Below are 18,113 nucleotides of genomic sequence, written 5' to 3' on the forward strand. Positions count from 1 at the left end.
GCAATAAAAGAAAAGCCCGCTTCAGTCCAGCTGTCATTAATCTGACAGCAGCTAAAGTCGAGCTCATTGCTAAGAATTATTTTGCTTTTTTATCATGTTTGTCTTCCAGATATTCAGCAGCTTCGATAGCAGCTTTTGCCCCACTACCTGCTGCGATTACAACCTGTCTATAATCCGGATCCTGTACATCACCAGCTGCAAATACACCTTTGAGATTGGTGCGCTGTTTATCATCTGTAATTATATAGCCATAATCATCTAATTTTACAAACCCATTTAAACATTTTGTCCTTGGTTTATGGCCGATAGCAACGAAAAATCCATCTACATCTAAATCAGATTCTTCGCCAGTTTTATTATTGAAAACTCTTATTCCCTCTAATTTATCTTCACCATGAAGGGCTTTAACTTCTGTATCCCAGATTATCTCTATATTATCCATGTTTTTGACCCTATCACCAAGTCTTTTAGCTCCTCTAAATTTATCCCGACGGTGAATAATATATACTTTAGAAGCAAATTTAGCTAGAAAAGTTGCCTCCCATAAAGCTGTGTCTCCTCCCCCAACTATTGCAACATCCTTATCTTTAAAGAAGGCTGCATCACAGGTAGCACAATAGGATACACCATTACCCCGCAATTTATCTTCTTTTTCCAGACCGAGTGTTTTTGGCTCTGCACCTGTAGTTATGATAACTGTTTCTGTTTCATATTCTTCCATATCTGTTTTAACAATATAGTTATCACCTTCAGGGATTAAATCTTCAACACTTTCGTATTCTAAACGAACATCAAAATTTTGCGCCTGTTCAGTCATCTTTTGAGTTAATTCAAAGCCCCCAATCGGTTCGGGAAACCCGGGATAATTTTCTAGTTCAGAAGTAGTAGTAATCTGGCCTCCTGGTTCAGGGCCTACTAAAATCAAAGGATTAAGCCCAGCCCTGGCTCCATAAATTGAAGCTGTAATTCCTGCCGGACCCCCACCGATTATAATCAACTTTTCTTTTTTTCTCTTTTCTTCACTCATTACTAACGCCCCCTGTAATTAACAAATATAATAATAAACCACAGCTATAAGAATAATACTCTTTGCAAAAAATTTCTGTTAAGTTAATAACAATGGACCAAAACTTAGAGTTTAGTCATTAAAACTGTAGTTAGGAGCTTCTTTAGTAACTTTAACATCATGAGGGTGACTTTCTCTTAAACCTGCCGAAGATATTCTCAGCAGCTTGGCATCACTGATTAAGCTCTCTATATCAGGGGTGCCACAATAACCCATCCCTGATTTTAAGCCACCTACTAATTGATAAATGGTTTCAGCTAGTGTACCTTTATATGGTACCCTACCTTCTATACCTTCTGGAACAAATTTTTCTGTTTCAGTTTTTTCTTCCTGGAAGTAACGATCCTTACTTCCCTGTTTCATAGCACTTACAGAACCCATACCTCTATAGACTTTAAAACTTCTTCCTTTATAAATTTCCAGTTCACCAGGACTTTCTTCAGTTCCTGCTAAAAGACTACCGATCATCACCGAATGAGCTCCAACAGCAATAGCCTTTGTTATATCACCTGAATATTTGATACCACCATCAGCAATAACAGTTTTGCCATATTTATCGGCTACTTTGGCAGCATCATGAATAGCAGTTATTTGAGGAACACCTACTCCTGCTACAACCCTAGTTGTACATATAGAACCAGGTCCAATCCCTACCTTTACTACATCTGCTCCAGCTTTGATAAGATCTTCTGTAGCTTCTGCAGTAGCAACATTACCTGCTATAACTGTTAAGTCTGGATATTCCTCTTTGATAAGCTTAACTACATTAATAACTCCCTGAGAATGACCGTGAGCAGTATCTATTACGATAATATCTACCTTAGCATCCACTAGAGCAGCAACTCTGTCTAAGGTATCATCTCCGGTTCCTACAGCTGCTGCAACGAGCAGCCTACCCTGCTTATCTTTGGAAGCATTAGGGTGCTTTTTAGCCTTTTCTATATCTTTAATAGTAATCAAACCACTCAGTTTACCTTCTTCATCAACAATTGGTAGTTTTTCTATTTTATGCTTTCTTAATTTAGCCTTTGCCCCTTCAAGATCTGTTCCTAGAGGTGCAGTAACAAGCTTTTCATCTGTCATTACCTCTGAAACAGGTCGATTATAATCTTCTACAAAGCGCAGATCTCTGTTGGTTAAAATACCGACCAAAACATTTTCTTCATCAACTATGGGTACTCCAGAAATATGATATTTAGACATCAATTCTTCTGCCTCACTGATCAAGGCATCTGGTGAAAGAGAAAAGGGATCAATAATAACTCCACTTTCTGATCTTTTTACCCGATCAACTTCTGAAGCCTGTCTTCTAATCGACATGTTCTTATGGATAACACCCAAACCACCCTCTCTGGCCATTGCAATAGCCATATCAGCTTCGGTAACCGTGTCCATTCCAGCCGAAATTATGGGTGTGTTTAAATAAATATCATCTGTTAACTTGGTTCTTGTGTCAATATCTTTGGGAACTACATCAGATTTCTGTGGTTGTAATAAAACATCATCAAAAGTTAAAGCTTCTTTAATTATTTTTTCCATTACTCTACCCCCTGTAGTATTTTTAAAAAGTTCATTAAGTACCATCCATCAGAACACTGCAGAATACTTGAAATTTAATGAAATTACTGCCTAATTTATCAATAATTACTACTGTGCTTTAATCTAATATTTTATGTATTTTAACAAAGCCCGGCTCCAATGTCAAGCAGGGTAATTTAACTCTAAGCTAAAAAATGTCAATATAGAAAAAGAGCCCGACTAAAGGCTCCTCAAATCTGTTATCTACAATTATATTTCTCGGCGGCCTTCTAAAGCTTTAGAAAGGGTTACCTCATCTGCATATTCTAAATCTCCACCAACAGGTATCCCGTGAGCGATTCTGGTCACTTTTACCCCCAATGGTTTGATCAGCTTGGCCAGATACATAGCAGTTGCATCCCCTTCTGCATTAGGATCAGTAGCTATAATTATTTCTTCTACCTCTCCTTTTTCTAAACGGGGCATTAAACTGCGGATTTTAATCTGATCAGGTCCAATCCCATCCATAGGTGATATAGCTCCATGTAAAACATGATAAAGACCATTGTATTCTCCGGTTTTTTCCATGGCGACAACATCCCGAGGACTTTCTACAACACAGATTACTGAAAGATCACGCTCATCTGAGCGGCAAAAAGAACAGGTATCACCTTCTGTTAAATGATTACAGCTTGAACAATAATTAATCTTATCCCTGGCTTCTATTAAAGCATCAGAAAGGTTTTTTACCTCATTTTTATTCTGACCGAGAATATAAAAAGCAAGTCGGCGGGCAGTTTTTGGCCCAATACCGGGCAGTTTACTCAGCTCGCCTATCAATTTTCCCATCGGCCTGGGATAGGGATTCATTACGGCATCCCTGGTAGATTCATCCCACCAGTTACCTTACCCATTTCTTCGTTTACCATTTCCTGCATTTCACGCATTGCCTGATTTACAGCTGCTAAAATAAGATCTTCCAGCATTTCTACATCATCTGGATCTACTGCATCAGGATCTATCTGCAGATCAACTAATTCCTGTTTACCATTAACAACAACTTTAACTGCTCCACCACCGGCAGTTGATTCTAAAGTTTTGTCTTCAAGTTCTTCCTGCATCTTAGCCATCTTTGACTGCATTTGCTGTGCCTGTTTCATTAATTTTTTCATATCCATTTTAATTGCCTCCTTTTTTTTCTAAAATTGACTCATCAACCTCAATTATCTCTCCAGAAAAAATCCTGGCAATTTCTTCTATGCCAAAACTTTGCTTTTTCTTGCTTTGAGATTTTTTCTTAGCTGAAGTAGAGTTTTGCAGCTCAGATTTTGCTCTGCTTGCTTCATTTACTTCAGTTTGAGTACTTTGTTCTTCACTTAGTGATTTTTTTTTATAATCACCAAGTACAAATTCTAATTCCACATATTGATTTAAAAGACTGCTGATCACATTAGTGATCATTGATTGATTTGATCTTGCTCCCTTAAAATGAAATTTTTTATCTTCAGGAAATACAATGATAATTTTTTTCCCTTCAACAGCAGTCGGTTCAGCTTCTCTTAATAAGGCCTGAACTGAGATATCTCTTTTTCTAATCTCACTTAAGACCTTTGCCCAGTAATTTTTAAGCTTTTCTAAGCTGAGAGATCCACCAGCAGCATCACTTCTGCTTTGTTTTTTATCTGCAGCAGCTTTAGCCTTATTTTGAGCTGGAAGCTCCTCTTTTTCTCTGCTGCTTGACTTTTGTGCCCTTTTTTCAATTTCTTTTTGCACCGGCTTTTGTGCTTCTAATTCTTCAGCAGGGACTTTAGCTCTATTTTGCAGCTCATTTAATTTGAATTCCAGCTGAGAAAGCCTGGCCTCAAGCGAAGATTCAGAACTCTGCTTACTACTTAATTTTATAACACTTATCTCCAATTGTAAACGGGGCCTTGCACTAGAGCGCAGTTTTTGCTTTAATTGGGCAAACTCATCTATGATATTGGTGATCCGAGCTGTGCTTAAATTAGCTGCAGCAGCTGCCAGTTCATCTAAATAGCTTTGAGAATACTCTAAAATGCCGGAGTCAACCCCACATTCCTTGATTAGAAGTAGTTCTCTACAGTAAGCTACCAATTCATCACTAAATCTTTCTATACCCAGTCCAGCCTCAAGCTGTTTATCCAATAACTGCAGAGCTTTTTGGCTCTGATTTTGGCTTAAATAAAACAAAAATTCTTTTAATTTATCTTTATTCACCCTGCCCAACATTCGAGCTATTTCTTCAGCAGCCAGCTGACCATCACTAAAAGATATGGCCTGATCTAAAAGGCTGATCCCATCTCTCATACCACCCCGAGCACTGCGGGCTAAAATATCAAGAGCCTCAACACTGATCTTGTATCCTTCCTCTTCAGCAATATGCTTTAACCTCTTTTTTATATCTCCCAAACTCAGCAAAGTAAAATCAAAGCGCTGACATCTGGACATAATTGTTGTAATAACCTTATGAGGTTCTGTAGTGGCCAGGATAAAGACAACACTATCAGGTGGTTCTTCCAGGGTTTTTAACAGTGCATTAAAAGCTCCAGTTGTTAACATATGTACCTCATCAATTATATATACCTTATATTGTCCTTCTCCAGGATAAAATTTAACCTTTTCTCTTAATTCTCTAATCTCATCAATACCCCGATTTGAAGCAGCATCGATTTCAATCACATCAAGTGAACTACCATTAGTTATTCTCTGACAGGAATTACACTCTCCACAGGGTTCTAAATCAGCTGCTGGCTCTGCACAATTTAGAGCTTTGGCAAAAACCTTGGCAGTCGATGTCTTCCCTGTACCACGTGGTCCGGCAAAGAGATAAGCATGGGCAACCCTATCATTTTTCAAGGCATTTTTTAAGGTCTGGACCACATGATCCTGACCGATCAAATCTGTAAAATCTTCCGGCCGGTATTTTCTGTAAAGAGAGAGAAAGGACATTTAATTCACCCCTAAATTATTATTATATAACAAAAACACCCTATTCCGGGTGTTAGAAAAAGGTGGCCGCACACCTCAAATCGAGTTCCCCCTCCCAGGCGTTACCCTGACAGTTGGCTCGAACCAGGCACCCTCGCGGCACATGAAGCGACTTACTTACCGCTGCTTCCTCCCGGACCTGACGGGGTTCATAAGACTTCATTGCGCGAGACCCAATTGTCAACACTACTTATCAAGGCCAGACCCTGAAAGCGAAAACCCTCAATGAGGCTTCAATCCTGCTGTAGCGGTTTGCAGGTTACAGGGCACCGCTAACACCCCATTTAGTACGGCCAAACTTTAAAAATCTATAAAATTTTAATGGCGGAGAGGGAGGGATTCGAACCCTCGGTAGGTGAAAGCCTACACCCGCTTTCCAGGCGGGCCCCTTAAGCCAGACTCGGACACCTCTCCTTAGTCTATACTTTAAAATTTATCTCTAATTCTATGAGTGTTCAGAATTCAGCTGCCTTTTGGCGGAAGGAGAGGGATTCGAACCCCCGAGGCAAATTATGCCTACTCGATTTCGAGTCGAGCGGTTTCAGCCAGACTCACCCATCCTTCCGTTCTCTTAACTCACGGAAAAAATCTTTTAATAGCTGAGCGGCTTCTGCTTCCATAACTCCAGATACAACTTCTACTTGATGATTAAAACGATTATCACCTAGTAGTTGATAAAGGCTTTTAACAGCTCCTGCTTTAGGATCATCTGCTGCATAAACAAGCCTTTTTAGCCTTGACTGCAAAATAGCACCTGCACACATCGGACAGGGCTCTAGAGTCACATAAAGCTGGCAATTTTCCAAACGCCAGCTAGCCTGTTCTTTGGCAGCCTCTTTAAGGGCAATAATTTCGGCATGAGAAGTTGGATCTTGAGTTTGCTCCCGGAGATTAAACCCGCGACCAACTACTCGATCATCACACACTACAACTGCACCGATTGGAACTTCTGCCCTTTGATAAGCTTTCCTGGCTTCTGCCAGGGCCATCTGCATATACTTCTGATCAAAGTTCATAGAATATCTCCTATATTAATTGATCCAATTTTTCCTGCAACACAAACCATTATAACAGTTGATTTTGCATTTTGCAAGTGCTTTTTTCAATTAAGAAAGAAACTAATTTTCAAGCACTCCAATCGGCAGCAAAAGCAGTGGCTCATATTTTTCGCTGCCCAGAATAGAGCTCAGCTCATTATCATCAAAAGCACCGATTATTACACTGCCTAAACCTAAATTTTCCGCCATTAAAAGCAGATTTTGAGCAGCATGTCCTGCCTCCATGTGAACATAACGCTCTCCTCTTTCTCCATAACGCCTGAGAGTTCTATCGTAAACTGCAGTGATAATAACTACCGCACTTCCATCACCAACAGCAGCTTGATTTAGGGCAGCTGCTTCTAACTCAGCTGTTTTGGCTTCTGAACTAACTTCCAGCAGGGTGTTTTCGGCTGCTTGATAATGATAGATCCCACTTGCTAAGTTTTCAACATCTTTGGCAGAAATAAAAACTTCTACTGCATCTGTTGCCCCAGCAGATGGAGCAGCTCTGGTTGGCCCACTTATACCATCAACTGTTGTTCCAACTGTAGACCAGAGCAGTTTAGAAATATTATTAAAAGATATTTCTTCAGCCTGATAATCTCTAATCGACCTCCGATTATAGATTAGCTCTGCAAATTCAGACTCCCTGATTTCAACTTCTGCTAATTCTACCCTTTCTCCATAAGAAAGACTGTTTGCCCTTTGAGTTCCTGCTCCATAGAGATAAAAATAGATAAATATTACCGCAAATAAAAGAACCGCAATTAAAAAGTAGTAGCCAATCCCCTTAAATTTCTCAAAGATAAATTTAAGCTCCATAACAGGCCCTCCTTTAAAGATTTTAAATTTTGCAAATATTTAAAGCATCAGTGAGTAATTCGACAAATATAATAGCTAATTTAAACATATGCTCATTTTTAGGAATTGACTTTTAGTCAGTTTAGCTCTATAATATAGGTACAAGGTTCTGAGGAAGTCCTAAAACGGATTGTTCGGAAGCAGTGTTTTGAAATTCTTATTTAAGTAAATTTACCAGCATTTAGGCGGAAAATCAAAGCCTATGAATTTACTATTGGAGATGACCAAAAGAATATTACTAAGGTATAGCTTTCTTTAGTAATATAGCTTGAGGAAATCAAAAATAGTAAAGGAGGACTAAATAACGGTAAAAAGAAAAATAAGAAAAGTAAAAAATGCTACACTACGAACAAGAAGTTGAAAAAGATTCGTCAGAACCTTGTTTTATTTGTGTCCACCTTTTTATTTTTTTTGTCTAATTTAAGCTTTTAACAGAAGTGATTATTGATAATTATGAATTTTCTGATGCTGTTTTTTTAGCTGTTCTAATTTAAGAGCATTAACTTTTTTGCTAATATTATCATTCATAAGACCGGTGCGTAAAATTTCAATATCTGTCTCAACTTTTTTTAGTTTTTCTTCGAGAGAATAATTTGAATCTTCTTTCAGTTTATCAAATTCGGATTTTTTTTGCATTTCCTCTAACAATTCTGCAAACTCAGCAAGCTCTCTACTGATCTCATTTACTTTTTTTAAGCTAAAATCCATTTAAATCCCCTCCAATTTTTATTGATAATTCCATTTTAAGACATTTTTCACAAAGTTGATAAATAAAAACAGGGCTTTTTCAAATTAATCGAATCCTCTGCCTTATAATCTGAAATTACCCTGTTCTTTAATCTCTTAATTAGTATATAATTATTTAGCTGTAAATATATTATAGCATAGTTAAACCCAAAAATATAGAGAAAAAGACGAAAAATATAATCTTTTTGCTAATTTATATAATTTATATGTCATTTAAGCTGAAATAAACTGTTGTTGCTTATAAGTTGATCTATTTGTAGGCTTTGATTACCTTGACAATCTTCTCCAGTTCCTGATCACTTAAAGCAGGGTGAACCGGAATAGAGATAATTTCTTCTGCCACTTTTTCTGTGACAGCAAAGCTGAGCTCACCATAACCCAATTTCTTGTAATAGGGTTGTTGGGTAACCGGAGCAGGATAATGAATACTATTCCCTACCCCATTTTCACTTAAATAAGCAGCAAATTGATCACGATCTTTTACTCTTAATGTATATTGATGATAAACATGCTTTTTGTTAGCAGGCTTAGAAGGTATTTTAAGCCATTTTAAATCGGCTAAGTTTTGATTAAAAAACTCTGCATTTTCTATTCTTTTTTGATTAAAGGCTGCCAGTTTATCTAGTTGAACTAAACCTATTGCAGCAGCCAGATTTGTCATTCTAAAGTTATAACCTAGGCTATCATGTAAATATTTTTTTGCCTGACCATGATTAATTATTTTTGCAGCTTTATTATATAATTCTTCCTGATCAGTTAAGACCATTCCTCCTTCACCAGTAGTCATATTTTTGGTTGGATAAAAACTAAAGGTCGAAAGATCACCAAAACTACCCGCTTTTTTGCCGTTAAATTCTGCTCCATGTGACTGAGCACAATCTTCGATTAAAATTAATTCATATTTTTCTACCAGCTCCATTATTTTATCCATATCACAGCTTAAGCCAAAAAGATGAACTATTAATAAAGCCTTAATAGCTGGATCTTTTTTAAGGGCAGCCTCTATTTCTTCCGGATCTATGTTATAGCTGTCTTCTTTAATATCAACGAAAACAGGTTCTGCTCCTGTATAGAGAATAGAGTTAGAACTGGCAATAAAGGTAAAAGGAGTTGTTAATACTTTGTCACCTTCTCCAATACCTGCTGCAAGCAGTGCTGTATGTAAAGCTGTTGTCCCACTTGAAACTGCAGCTCCATATTTGCTGCCTATAAAATCAGCAAATTTTTTGGAGAAATTATTCACATATGAACCAGAAGCTAACATACCACTATCCATTACTTCTAAAACTAGCTCTTTTTCTTTTTTATTTACCAGAGGTTGAGCGATTGATATCATTTATAGCTACTTCCTTTCTTTATTGTAGATTCTTTTTTGAATTTTTTTAGTTAAACTAAGTGCTTCTAAAGCATCATTAGCATTTATCAAAGGTCTGGTTCCATTTCTAATCGAATTGATAAAATGTTTTAGCTGGCTTTTAAGCGGTTCTTTTTCTTCAACAATTATTTCTTCCAGCTCTGTTTTGGGCTGTTTTTTCTTGCCGCCCAACAATTCTCTCTTTTTGGTTAGCAGTATTTTCCGCTGCAGATAATCCAGCTCAATATATGAATCTTCAGTTGTAATTGTAAGCTGTCTAACCTTTTTTTGCGTTATTCTGCTTGCAGTAAGGGTGGCAACCGCACCATTGCTCATCACCATATTAGCTACAGCATAATCGATCAATCCAGCAGAACGAGTAATTCTTCCATAAGCTTCGATATCAGAAATCGGTCCTGAAACTATAGAATTAATTACATCTATGTCATGGATCATTAAATCTTGAATTACATCTGTATCACTGATCCGGGGATCATAGGGCCCCAGTCTTTTACTATCAAGAGCAATTACTTTTTTATCTTTTAGAACTTCCGGTAAAGCCAATACTGCCGGATTAAATCTTTCTATATGACCTACCTGAACCACCAAGCCTTTTTGCTCAGCTTTTTTTATAATTTTCTCAGCTTCTTCAATCTCAGCTGTAATAGGTTTTTCTATCAAAACGTGAATATTTCTTTCTAAAGCCATCATTGCAATATCATAATGGGTAGTAGTTGGAGTAGCAATATTTATAATATCAACATCGGCAAATAAGCTTTCCATATCAGCATAGCTTTTCACTCCATAGCTTTGAGCGATCTCTTCTACCCGCTCCTGATCATCATCATAGATGCCGATAAATTCACATAAATGTTTTAAGGAGAGATAATTTCTAACATGATGTTCTCCCATACTACCTACACCAATTACACCAACTTTTAATTTTTCTGTCATATATATCCTCCCTTTAGAGATAAAAAACTCAAATTTCAGTATTTTAAGCTTAACTAAGCTAATTATAGCAAAAAATAGTCCTAATTGATAGAACTTTTAGGCTTTTTTTAATCAGATTCTAATTTGTATTATTAGCATTTTTGAGTTAAAATTATATTAGACAAAAATATATTGATTTGGTATTAATGGAAATTGATGATATTTAGATAAATTCGATTTAAAAGGAGGTTTAATTATGCACCGTATAAAAACATTTTTATTGATGTTTACTTTAACCCTTATCTTTCTTTTCCTGGGAGGATTAATAGCTGGTGAAAATGGACTTATAATGGCATTTGTTTTTGCCATGGCCATAAACTTTATCAGCTACTGGAAAAGTGATAAAATAGCTATTAAAATGACAAAGTCCAAACCTTTAAGTGAGGAGCAAGCACCTCAAGTTTATAAAATAGTAAGGAAGTTAAGCAGAAAGGCTAATATTCCTATGCCTGATATTTATCTTACTCCTTCACAGCAGCCTAATGCTTTTGCTACAGGTAGAAATCCTTCCCATGCAGCAGTTGCAGTTACAGAAGGTATTTTAAATCTGCTAAATGAAGAGGAATTAGAGGGAGTAATCGCCCATGAGCTTGCCCATGTTAAGAATCGTGATACTTTAATTCAAACAATGGCTGCAACAATGGCAGGTGCTTTAGCTTTTCTTGCCAGAATGGGACGCTATAGAATGATTTTTGGCCGCAGACGCGGTAAAGGTGGTGGCCTGGTTCAGCTCTTAGCAATTATTTTTGCTCCCCTTGCTGCTATAATGATCAAAATGGCTATTTCTCGTTCGCGAGAATATTATGCCGATCAAAGTGGTGGTCAGATTTCTGGTAATCCAGAAGGGCTTGCAAGTGCTCTAGAAAAAATGCAGCATTATTCACAGAGAAGCTCGATGCAGGTTAATGAGGCAGCTGCCCATATGTTTATTATGAATCCTCTTTCCAGTGAAGGAATGGCAAGATTGTTCAGTACCCATCCACCAACAGAAGAAAGAATTAAGAGACTAAGACAAAGAGGAATCTAAACTAAAAAAGTGCTCTACTCCGGCTCATTTTGGGTCAGGGTAGAGTATTTTTAATTTAAATTATTTAATAATTAGGAGGAAAATCAAATGAATGATAAAGCTAAGACATTAGAAATGAAGAACTGGGCGGTGGTTGGAGCTACTGATAAAAAAAATAAATTCGGTTATAAAATATATAAAAAGCTGAAAAAACATAATTATAATGTTTATCCTGTTAACCCAAATCTTGAAAATATTGATGGAGATAAATGCTATGCTGCCCTGGCCTCAATTCCTGCCAAAATAGAGGTTGTAGATATGGTTGTTAATCCTAAGATAGCTATTAAGATAATGGAAAACATCAAAGCTGAAGGTATAGAATATGTCTGGCTGCAGCCGGGAACAAGAAGCTCTCAAATAAGGAGTTTTGCTAAAAACAATAATATCAATTTAATTGAAAGCTGTATTTTAAGAAACTTAGACTAAATTAAATATATTAAGAAAGAGATCATTCCCAGATTAAAAGTCAATCCAGAACATGCAGAAGACGATGAGATAGATCAGGATATAGTTAGGAATTCCATAATCAGAAGCTGTTGAAATTGCCTGAGCATTATTTTTATTCACCTGAAAGCATAGCAATAAATTCTTCAGCAATTTCAGGATCAAATTGGCTTCCGGCACAGCGTTTTATTTCAGCGAGGGCTTCAATTCTATTGATTGCCTCAGTATAGGGCCGCTCATTTGTCATTACATCATAGGCATCTATAATTGATATTATCCTGGCTAAATAAGGGATCTCTTCTCCTTTTAGGCCCCTGGGATAACCACTCCCATCCCAGCGCTCATGATGTGATAAAATATCTTCAGCTATCACAGAAAACTCGCTGGATGCATTGGCAATTTTAAAACCAACTCTGGGATGATTTTTCATTATCTCCCATTCTTTTTTATCAAGTTTGCCAGGCTTGCTTAAAATCTCTTCAGAAATTGTTGTTTTACCAATATCATGTAGTTTTGCCAGCAGAGAAAGTTTGTCTAATTCTGAGTGATCAAGACCAAGCCTTCGTCCGAGCTTCCGTGCATTTCTACTCATCCGAACTGCATGTTCTTTGGTTTCATCACTTTTAGCTGCCAGAGCATTAATTATGCTTTCAACAATCTTACTTTTTTCACTTCTTTTTTCTAACAATTTATTTTGATACATCAGATCATCAGCTTCTTTTAAAACAGCTTCGATCGACTGATCAAGTTCAAACTTTGTTGCCTTACCCAACCCCATTGAAACAGGGGTTTTTTCAATATAACTATGATCCATCTTATCCCTGATTTTATTCATTATTTTTTGTGCTTCTGTTTTATCAGTTTGAGGAAGCACAGCTAAAAATTCATCCCCACCCCAGCGGGCGATTAATGTCTTTTCAGGAGTTGCACTTTCTAAAATCCGAGCTGCTTTGATCAAAAATTGATCTCCCAGATCATCACCATAACTATCGTTGATAAGTTTTAAACCATTAATATCTGCTTTAATAATACTCAAGGGTAAATTATTCTTTTGATTCAGTTTATTAATTGTATTTTTTTCTTCAAAGCATTTTCTATTATTAAGCCCTGTTAAGACATCAGTATAAAGGAGTTTGTCAATTTTTGCTTTGTGTTTATTATGTTCAGCAGTATAATCGAGCCAGGAACCAATAACTTTAATTACTCCACCTTCCCTGCTGATTACCTTTTGCTGATCATATAGCCAGTGATAATTGCCCTCTTTATCTTTAAATCGATATTCATCAACCGAGGCATCTTTGATAGTAACTTTGGCTATTTTCTCTTTCAATATCTCCCGATCTTCTGGGTGAACACAGCTTAAATGAAATTCTTCTCTGCCAATAAAATCTTCAGCTTTAAAGCCCAAAATGTTCTCTACATTTTCATTTAAATAAGTTATTTCATGTTTTCCATCAACTACTTGATAGGAATAAATAACAGCAGTAGTTTGAGAGATTAACTGTTCAAGTTTTCGCTGACTTTCTTTTAGTGCCTGTTCAGTTTCTTTAAGATGAGTTATATCTCTTCCCACACCTTGTATTTCTGTGATTTCTCCCATTTCATTTAAAATCGCGTTATCTTCCCAGGAAATCCAGCGCCAGCCATCTACGGTCATTGCCCTTTGTTCCATATGTGCCCTATAAGGAGCTTTGTTAAGAGCTTTCATTGCTTTTAAAGTGCTTTCTAGATCATCCTCATGCACTAAGGGAGTAAATTTACTCCCGATAAGTTCTTCTCTTGTTTTGCCAAACAATTCACAGTAGGCATCATTTACATAAATAAAGCGGTTTTCACTATCAACCCTGACTATCAAATCATTTTGAGATTCGATTAAACCCTGATACAATTTTTTGCTTTTTTTAAGTTCTTCTTCAACTTTTTTGCGTTCAGAGATATCAATAGCTACTCCTAAAGTTAAGAGCTTTTCATCCTGATAATCACTTAAAGGATAAACGGTAAACATTGCTGTAAACTTCTCACCATTTTTACGGATTAAAGTTACCTCATCACTCCAGCTTTTATTGTCTTCGATAAGGGTGTGCATATTTGGAAACTGACGGATTTCAGACTTGCAGTGCAGCTTAGAAACAGGAGTATCAATTACTTCTTCTCTACTGTAGCCAAAAATATTTTCTGCCCCGGGACTAAACTCTCTAATAAATGATTCTTTTTTATCATCAGTTGCCTCAGTAATTATAAAGGAAATATTTTGACTGGCTTTAAAAATCGCTTCCAGTTTTTTCTCTTTTTCTATCGACTCTGTAATATCAAGTGAAGTTCCAACAATTTTTTCTATTTTACCATCAACAATTATCGGGCTTAAATTGGTATGCCAGTATTTCAATCCACCCGGTAGATCTATCTTTTCTTGATATTCTATACTTTCTTTTTTAACCAGACAGCTTCTATATTTATTTTCGATTTCACTACCTATTTCTTTACCAAAAGCTTCAACAGGGGTTTTACCTTTAATGCTTTCTGATTTGATCCCTGTTAAATTCTCTTCTATAGAATTCAAACTTTGATAAGTTATTTTTTGGTCATTATCTACATTTAAAAGGAAAATGCTGGTTTGAACATTATTAAATATACTTTCATATTCCTGATTTAAAACTTCCAATTCTTTTTCTGCTTTTTTGCGCTCGGTGATATTTTCATGAGCAACAACTGCAGAAAAAGGGCCCTCACCTTTATAAGGTGTCACCCTAAGCTTAAACCATCTTTCATTTTCAGGAGAATGGCAGGGATATTCAAAACTAAACAAATCACTTTCCTGAGCCATTACTTTTTTAATACCAGCTAAAATATCTGCTGCATTTTCAGCCTCATCAGCATTTTTTAAAAGCTCAAGATAATTTATCCCCAGCCCACTCTCTGCAGGTGTCAAAGCATTTTCCCGGGCAAAATCTTCCCAGGCCTTATTGGTATAGCAAATTACTCCATTTTCATCAAGTACAGCAATATGGGCTGAAAGTGAGTCAAGTGAGTATTGATTTAACTGACAATGCTTTTTTATTTGATGATTATTTAAAAATTCTTTTAGATTATGCTTAAAAATTTTCTGCTCGAGCTCATTTTCAGGCAGGCTGAGTATGAGATCTGCAGCTTTAAACTCTGGTTTAGAGTCAAAACTCCGAGTATTATTATTAAGAAAAATAATTGGCAGTTGATACTTAGATTTAATTTTTTCTGCAAATTGATAAGAAAAAACTCCAGCTTCATAAAAACTGCCTAAAATGATTAAATCTATTTGGCCAGCCTTAGAGGAAATATATTCAGCTGCTTTTTCGCCTGAAGAAAAAGTGACTACAGCTCTATCCCCCAGCTCTCTAATTAAAGGCTCTAATTTCTGCTCCATCTTTTTTTCTGCAGTTATTATTATAATTTTATCTTTCATTAAATTAAACTTCCTTTTCTAAATAAGATTTTCTAGCTAAATCAGCTCTTTTTCTATTCTTTAGCATCTTTAATAATATCAGTTATCGATAAAAAAGTAAAATTAAATAGAGCTGATTAAACAAAAATATTCCTTCACTTGAGCCATTATTAGTCCAGCTATAATTTAGAAAATATTAACTCAAAATGAAGGGATTATAATATTATATTTCACGCTAAAAGCAGAATTTCCTGCTAATATATTTATGAAATTATATTTTTTTATTTTTTTAAAAATTATTCTACAAAAGAACCTCTCAACTTTATTTCTTGCTGATGAGCTTTTCCTTTTAAGAAAATTAACCTGCTGCCCTCTTTAAAGTCAAGAGAAATCTCTTCTCCTGCTTCTATCAACAAACCTTCTTTAGCAGCAAGCTTATACTGACCTTCTATTTGTCCTTCAATCAAATAAATTATCCCTACCTGATCTGTCTTTAGTTGTTCCTGGAATTTAGTATCATTTTTCACCTTAATATCAAGGTATTCTATTTCTGTCTGCAGTTCTAATTTTGAATTTGGACCTGCTATTTTCCTGATCAAAAGATCAGAACTTTTTTCTTCTTCAATCTCTTCAGCCTTGACAGTTTGATAACTGGGATCAGAATTTTTTAGCTTTTGGGGGAGATTTATCCAAAGCTGTATTCCCCGGCTTAAACCTTCAGGACCCGGCTTTTCTGAATGAGTAATACTTTTACCAGCATTAAATGCCTGAATCCCTCCAGGTCCAACCTCAGCTTTATTACCCAAATTATCTTCATGGATGAAATGTCCTTCCAGCATATAAGTTATTGCTTCAAATCCTCGATGTTCATGAGGAGCAAATTCATTGGGCGGCTCCACAAAAAATTCATCAAGTAAAACAAATGGATCGTGAAAATCATTCCGGCTTCTATTTGGAAAGAGTCTATTTACTTCAGCACCTGCACCTTCAGCTTTTTTAACTGCTGAAATTTTATCTGCTTTCATCTTCTTACCTCCTTTTTGATCTCTTAGCTTAAAAATAATATATTTTATCTAAAAATAAAATAAATTACTTTACAAAAATAGTTTTAAATTCATAATCTCTTCATATTTAGTTGTTAAGCTTAATATAGAATAGCAGAGGAGGAATAAAAAATGAGAAAGATGACAGTTGTGATGCTTATTGTCTTGGCTCTTATCTTTAGTTCTACTACCTTATTATTTGCTGCCAATCAGGGTAGAAATATGCAGGAGAGAATGAACATCCAGACCGAAACAGCTCAATACAGAGCAAATGAAGACTGTACAGAAGAAGAACTACAGCTCAGAGAACAGAGACAGGAAGGTAGAATGCTTAAACAAGAAGCTGGAGAAAACGGACGTTTTAATCAACGGGTTGAACAAACACAAAGACAGAGATTTGCTAGATAATATTTTGGCTTAAGATTAGCTTCCCTTAGTTTTAAGTCTTTAAAACTCCCAAACAGAGGAACTTAGAACAATTTCTTCTGCAAGGGAGTCCTTTTTTATTCTTTAAATTTATATTTTAAATGACAACCATCACAAAACGGTTTATTTCTGGACTTACCACAGCGGCAGAGGGTAAGTCTATTTCTTTTCTGATAATGGCTTCCATCAGCAGATTCAATTAAAATCTTACCTTTTACATAAATACCTGCTCCAAAACCATATTCTCCATCCTGTAAGATCTCTATTTGGGGTTGATAATCTTTTTCTACAAATTCCCCCTCTTTATCAACAACAGTTAATCTGCCTGCTGGACACTCATCAGCAGATTTTATTGCCTCTTTTTTCTTTTCTTGATCAGAAGATTCTTTTACCATTTCCCAGGTGCTGCCCTTTTCTGTATGACAGAATCTGGCTAGTGCACATCTATGATCATCTAAAAGATCTATTTCTTCACCTTCAATATGTTCTGCCCGCTCCCTATATGATTCTTTTTCTGCTATTTCTGTACCATCAAAATCAACTTCTTGATGAGAGCCATCACAAAAAGGAGGGTTCTTTGATTGACCACAGCGGCAGAGTGAATAACTTTCAGATTGGGGTAATTCACGTCCAGGATGATATTCATAATGATTGCCTACTTCAACAATTATTTTCTCTTTCAGTGGGACATTACCACTGACAAGATAGGGGCCATCTTTTATAATTTTAATTTTAGCTTCATTGTTAGCCATTTTAACACCTCATTTTTTAATTATTTGATTTCTATACTATGCTGACAGGAAAATTCCTTTCCGCTTTTAAGCCTGATTATTCCTTCTTTATTTTTTAAATCACCTGTAGAGTCAACAGAATCAGCTATTCCATACCATGGTTCTATACAGACAAAGGGAGCACCATGCAGCTCAAATTCAGCTAAAAGCTCTTCGTTCTCAATTTTATACATAATATCCCCCTTTACTTGTTCTTATTATTCACTCATTTTTTAGAAAGAAAAGTATTATTTTTAAGCTAAAACCACTGCTTGGCCTTAGTTTCTTGTGCATAATCAATATTTATTTTCTTTAGCTTAGTTAAATAGTTCTATTAAATTTTTCTTTTTCCTTTATT

The 18,113-nt window shown here is 36.0% G+C and carries 17 protein-coding genes, 2 tRNA genes and 1 other RNA gene; 3 read left to right on the top strand and 17 right to left on the bottom strand.

Annotated elements, in window-relative coordinates:
- Positions 1–76 precede the first annotated feature (76 nt).
- From trxB to LJ207_RS08090, 13 genes are all read right to left on the bottom strand, one after another.
- Positions 77–1,027: a thioredoxin-disulfide reductase gene (trxB, locus tag LJ207_RS08030; protein ID WP_229345877.1), complete on the bottom strand. Its 951-nt coding sequence runs from the start codon at positions 1,025–1,027 to the stop codon at positions 77–79.
- Positions 1,028–1,138: 111 nt separating this feature from the next.
- The gene (gene guaB, locus LJ207_RS08035; RefSeq protein WP_229345880.1) at positions 1,139–2,605 is read right to left on the bottom strand and encodes an IMP dehydrogenase; all 1,467 of its coding nucleotides are present in this window, start codon (positions 2,603–2,605) and stop codon (positions 1,139–1,141) included.
- Between the two features lie 249 nt (positions 2,606–2,854).
- Positions 2,855–3,454: a recombination mediator RecR gene (gene recR, locus LJ207_RS08040; RefSeq protein WP_229345881.1), complete on the bottom strand. Its 600-nt coding sequence runs from the start codon at positions 3,452–3,454 to the stop codon at positions 2,855–2,857.
- Complete coding sequence (locus LJ207_RS08045) at positions 3,454–3,762, bottom strand: YbaB/EbfC family nucleoid-associated protein (protein ID WP_229345882.1); 309 nt, start codon at positions 3,760–3,762, stop codon at positions 3,454–3,456. The genes recR and LJ207_RS08045 overlap by 1 nt, the downstream gene beginning before the upstream one ends.
- A 1-nt stretch (position 3,763) precedes the next feature.
- Positions 3,764–5,554, bottom strand: coding sequence for a DNA polymerase III subunit gamma/tau (gene dnaX, locus LJ207_RS08050; RefSeq protein ID WP_229345884.1), 1,791 nt, complete (start codon positions 5,552–5,554; stop codon positions 3,764–3,766).
- 66 nt (positions 5,555–5,620) lie between these two features.
- An RNA gene (ffs, locus tag LJ207_RS08055) (signal recognition particle sRNA large type) lies at positions 5,621–5,886 on the bottom strand.
- A 29-nt stretch (positions 5,887–5,915) separates the two neighbouring features.
- Positions 5,916–6,007, bottom strand: a tRNA-Ser gene (locus LJ207_RS08060).
- Positions 6,008–6,067: 60 nt separating this feature from the next.
- Positions 6,068–6,158 (bottom strand) — tRNA-Ser (locus tag LJ207_RS08065).
- Entirely contained in the window at positions 6,145–6,609 is a 465-nt protein-coding gene (tadA, locus tag LJ207_RS08070) for a tRNA adenosine(34) deaminase TadA (protein ID WP_229345886.1), read from the bottom strand. Before tadA ends, LJ207_RS08065 begins: the two co-directional genes overlap by 14 nt.
- A 102-nt stretch (positions 6,610–6,711) precedes the next feature.
- Entirely contained in the window at positions 6,712–7,455 is a 744-nt protein-coding gene (locus LJ207_RS08075; protein WP_229345887.1) for a SagB/ThcOx family dehydrogenase, read from the bottom strand.
- A gap of 480 nt (positions 7,456–7,935) precedes the next feature.
- Entirely contained in the window at positions 7,936–8,202 is a 267-nt protein-coding gene (locus LJ207_RS08080; RefSeq protein ID WP_229345889.1) for a cysteine hydrolase family protein, read from the bottom strand.
- Positions 8,203–8,491: 289 nt separating this feature from the next.
- Positions 8,492–9,577 (bottom strand): DegT/DnrJ/EryC1/StrS family aminotransferase, encoded by a 1,086-nt coding sequence (locus LJ207_RS08085; protein ID WP_229345890.1) that lies wholly within the window; start codon positions 9,575–9,577, stop codon positions 8,492–8,494.
- A gap of 6 nt (positions 9,578–9,583) precedes the next feature.
- Positions 9,584–10,549, bottom strand: a complete 966-nt coding sequence (locus tag LJ207_RS08090; protein ID WP_229345892.1) for a Gfo/Idh/MocA family protein — start codon at positions 10,547–10,549, stop codon at positions 9,584–9,586.
- A gap of 235 nt (positions 10,550–10,784) precedes the next feature.
- Here LJ207_RS08090 and htpX point away from each other — a divergent pair, with 235 nt between their 5' ends.
- Positions 10,785–11,615 (top strand): zinc metalloprotease HtpX, encoded by an 831-nt coding sequence (gene htpX / locus LJ207_RS08095; protein WP_229345893.1) that lies wholly within the window; start codon positions 10,785–10,787, stop codon positions 11,613–11,615.
- A gap of 87 nt (positions 11,616–11,702) precedes the next feature.
- A complete protein-coding gene (locus LJ207_RS08100; protein WP_229345895.1) occupies positions 11,703–12,080 on the top strand; it encodes a CoA-binding protein in 378 nt (125 codons plus the stop codon).
- Between the two features lie 133 nt (positions 12,081–12,213).
- Here the strand turns inward: LJ207_RS08100 and LJ207_RS08105 are convergent, their stop codons facing one another.
- Complete coding sequence (locus LJ207_RS08105) at positions 12,214–15,537, bottom strand: PAS domain S-box protein (RefSeq protein WP_229345897.1); 3,324 nt, start codon at positions 15,535–15,537, stop codon at positions 12,214–12,216.
- Between the two features lie 275 nt (positions 15,538–15,812).
- Positions 15,813–16,541 (bottom strand): pirin family protein, encoded by a 729-nt coding sequence (locus tag LJ207_RS08110; protein ID WP_229345899.1) that lies wholly within the window; start codon positions 16,539–16,541, stop codon positions 15,813–15,815.
- A gap of 150 nt (positions 16,542–16,691) precedes the next feature.
- On the opposite strand from LJ207_RS08110, the gene LJ207_RS08115 reads away from it, so the two are divergent.
- Positions 16,692–16,967 (top strand): hypothetical protein, encoded by a 276-nt coding sequence (locus LJ207_RS08115; RefSeq protein ID WP_229345900.1) that lies wholly within the window; start codon positions 16,692–16,694, stop codon positions 16,965–16,967.
- Between the two features lie 95 nt (positions 16,968–17,062).
- On the opposite strand, the gene LJ207_RS08120 is transcribed toward LJ207_RS08115, so the two are convergent.
- Together LJ207_RS08120 and LJ207_RS08125 are read right to left on the bottom strand one after the other, a co-directional pair.
- Positions 17,063–17,737 carry a CDGSH iron-sulfur domain-containing protein gene (locus LJ207_RS08120; protein WP_229345902.1) on the bottom strand — a complete coding sequence of 225 codons (675 nt, stop codon included), beginning with the start codon at positions 17,735–17,737 and terminating at the stop codon, positions 17,063–17,065.
- Positions 17,738–17,757: 20 nt separating this feature from the next.
- Entirely contained in the window at positions 17,758–17,949 is a 192-nt protein-coding gene (locus tag LJ207_RS08125; RefSeq protein WP_229345904.1) for a hypothetical protein, read from the bottom strand.
- Between the last annotated feature and the right edge of the window lie 164 nt (positions 17,950–18,113).

The sequence above is a fragment of the Halanaerobium polyolivorans genome, from assembly GCF_020711195.1.
GTDB classification, from domain to species: Bacteria; Bacillota; Halanaerobiia; order Halanaerobiales; family Halanaerobiaceae; genus Halanaerobium; species Halanaerobium polyolivorans.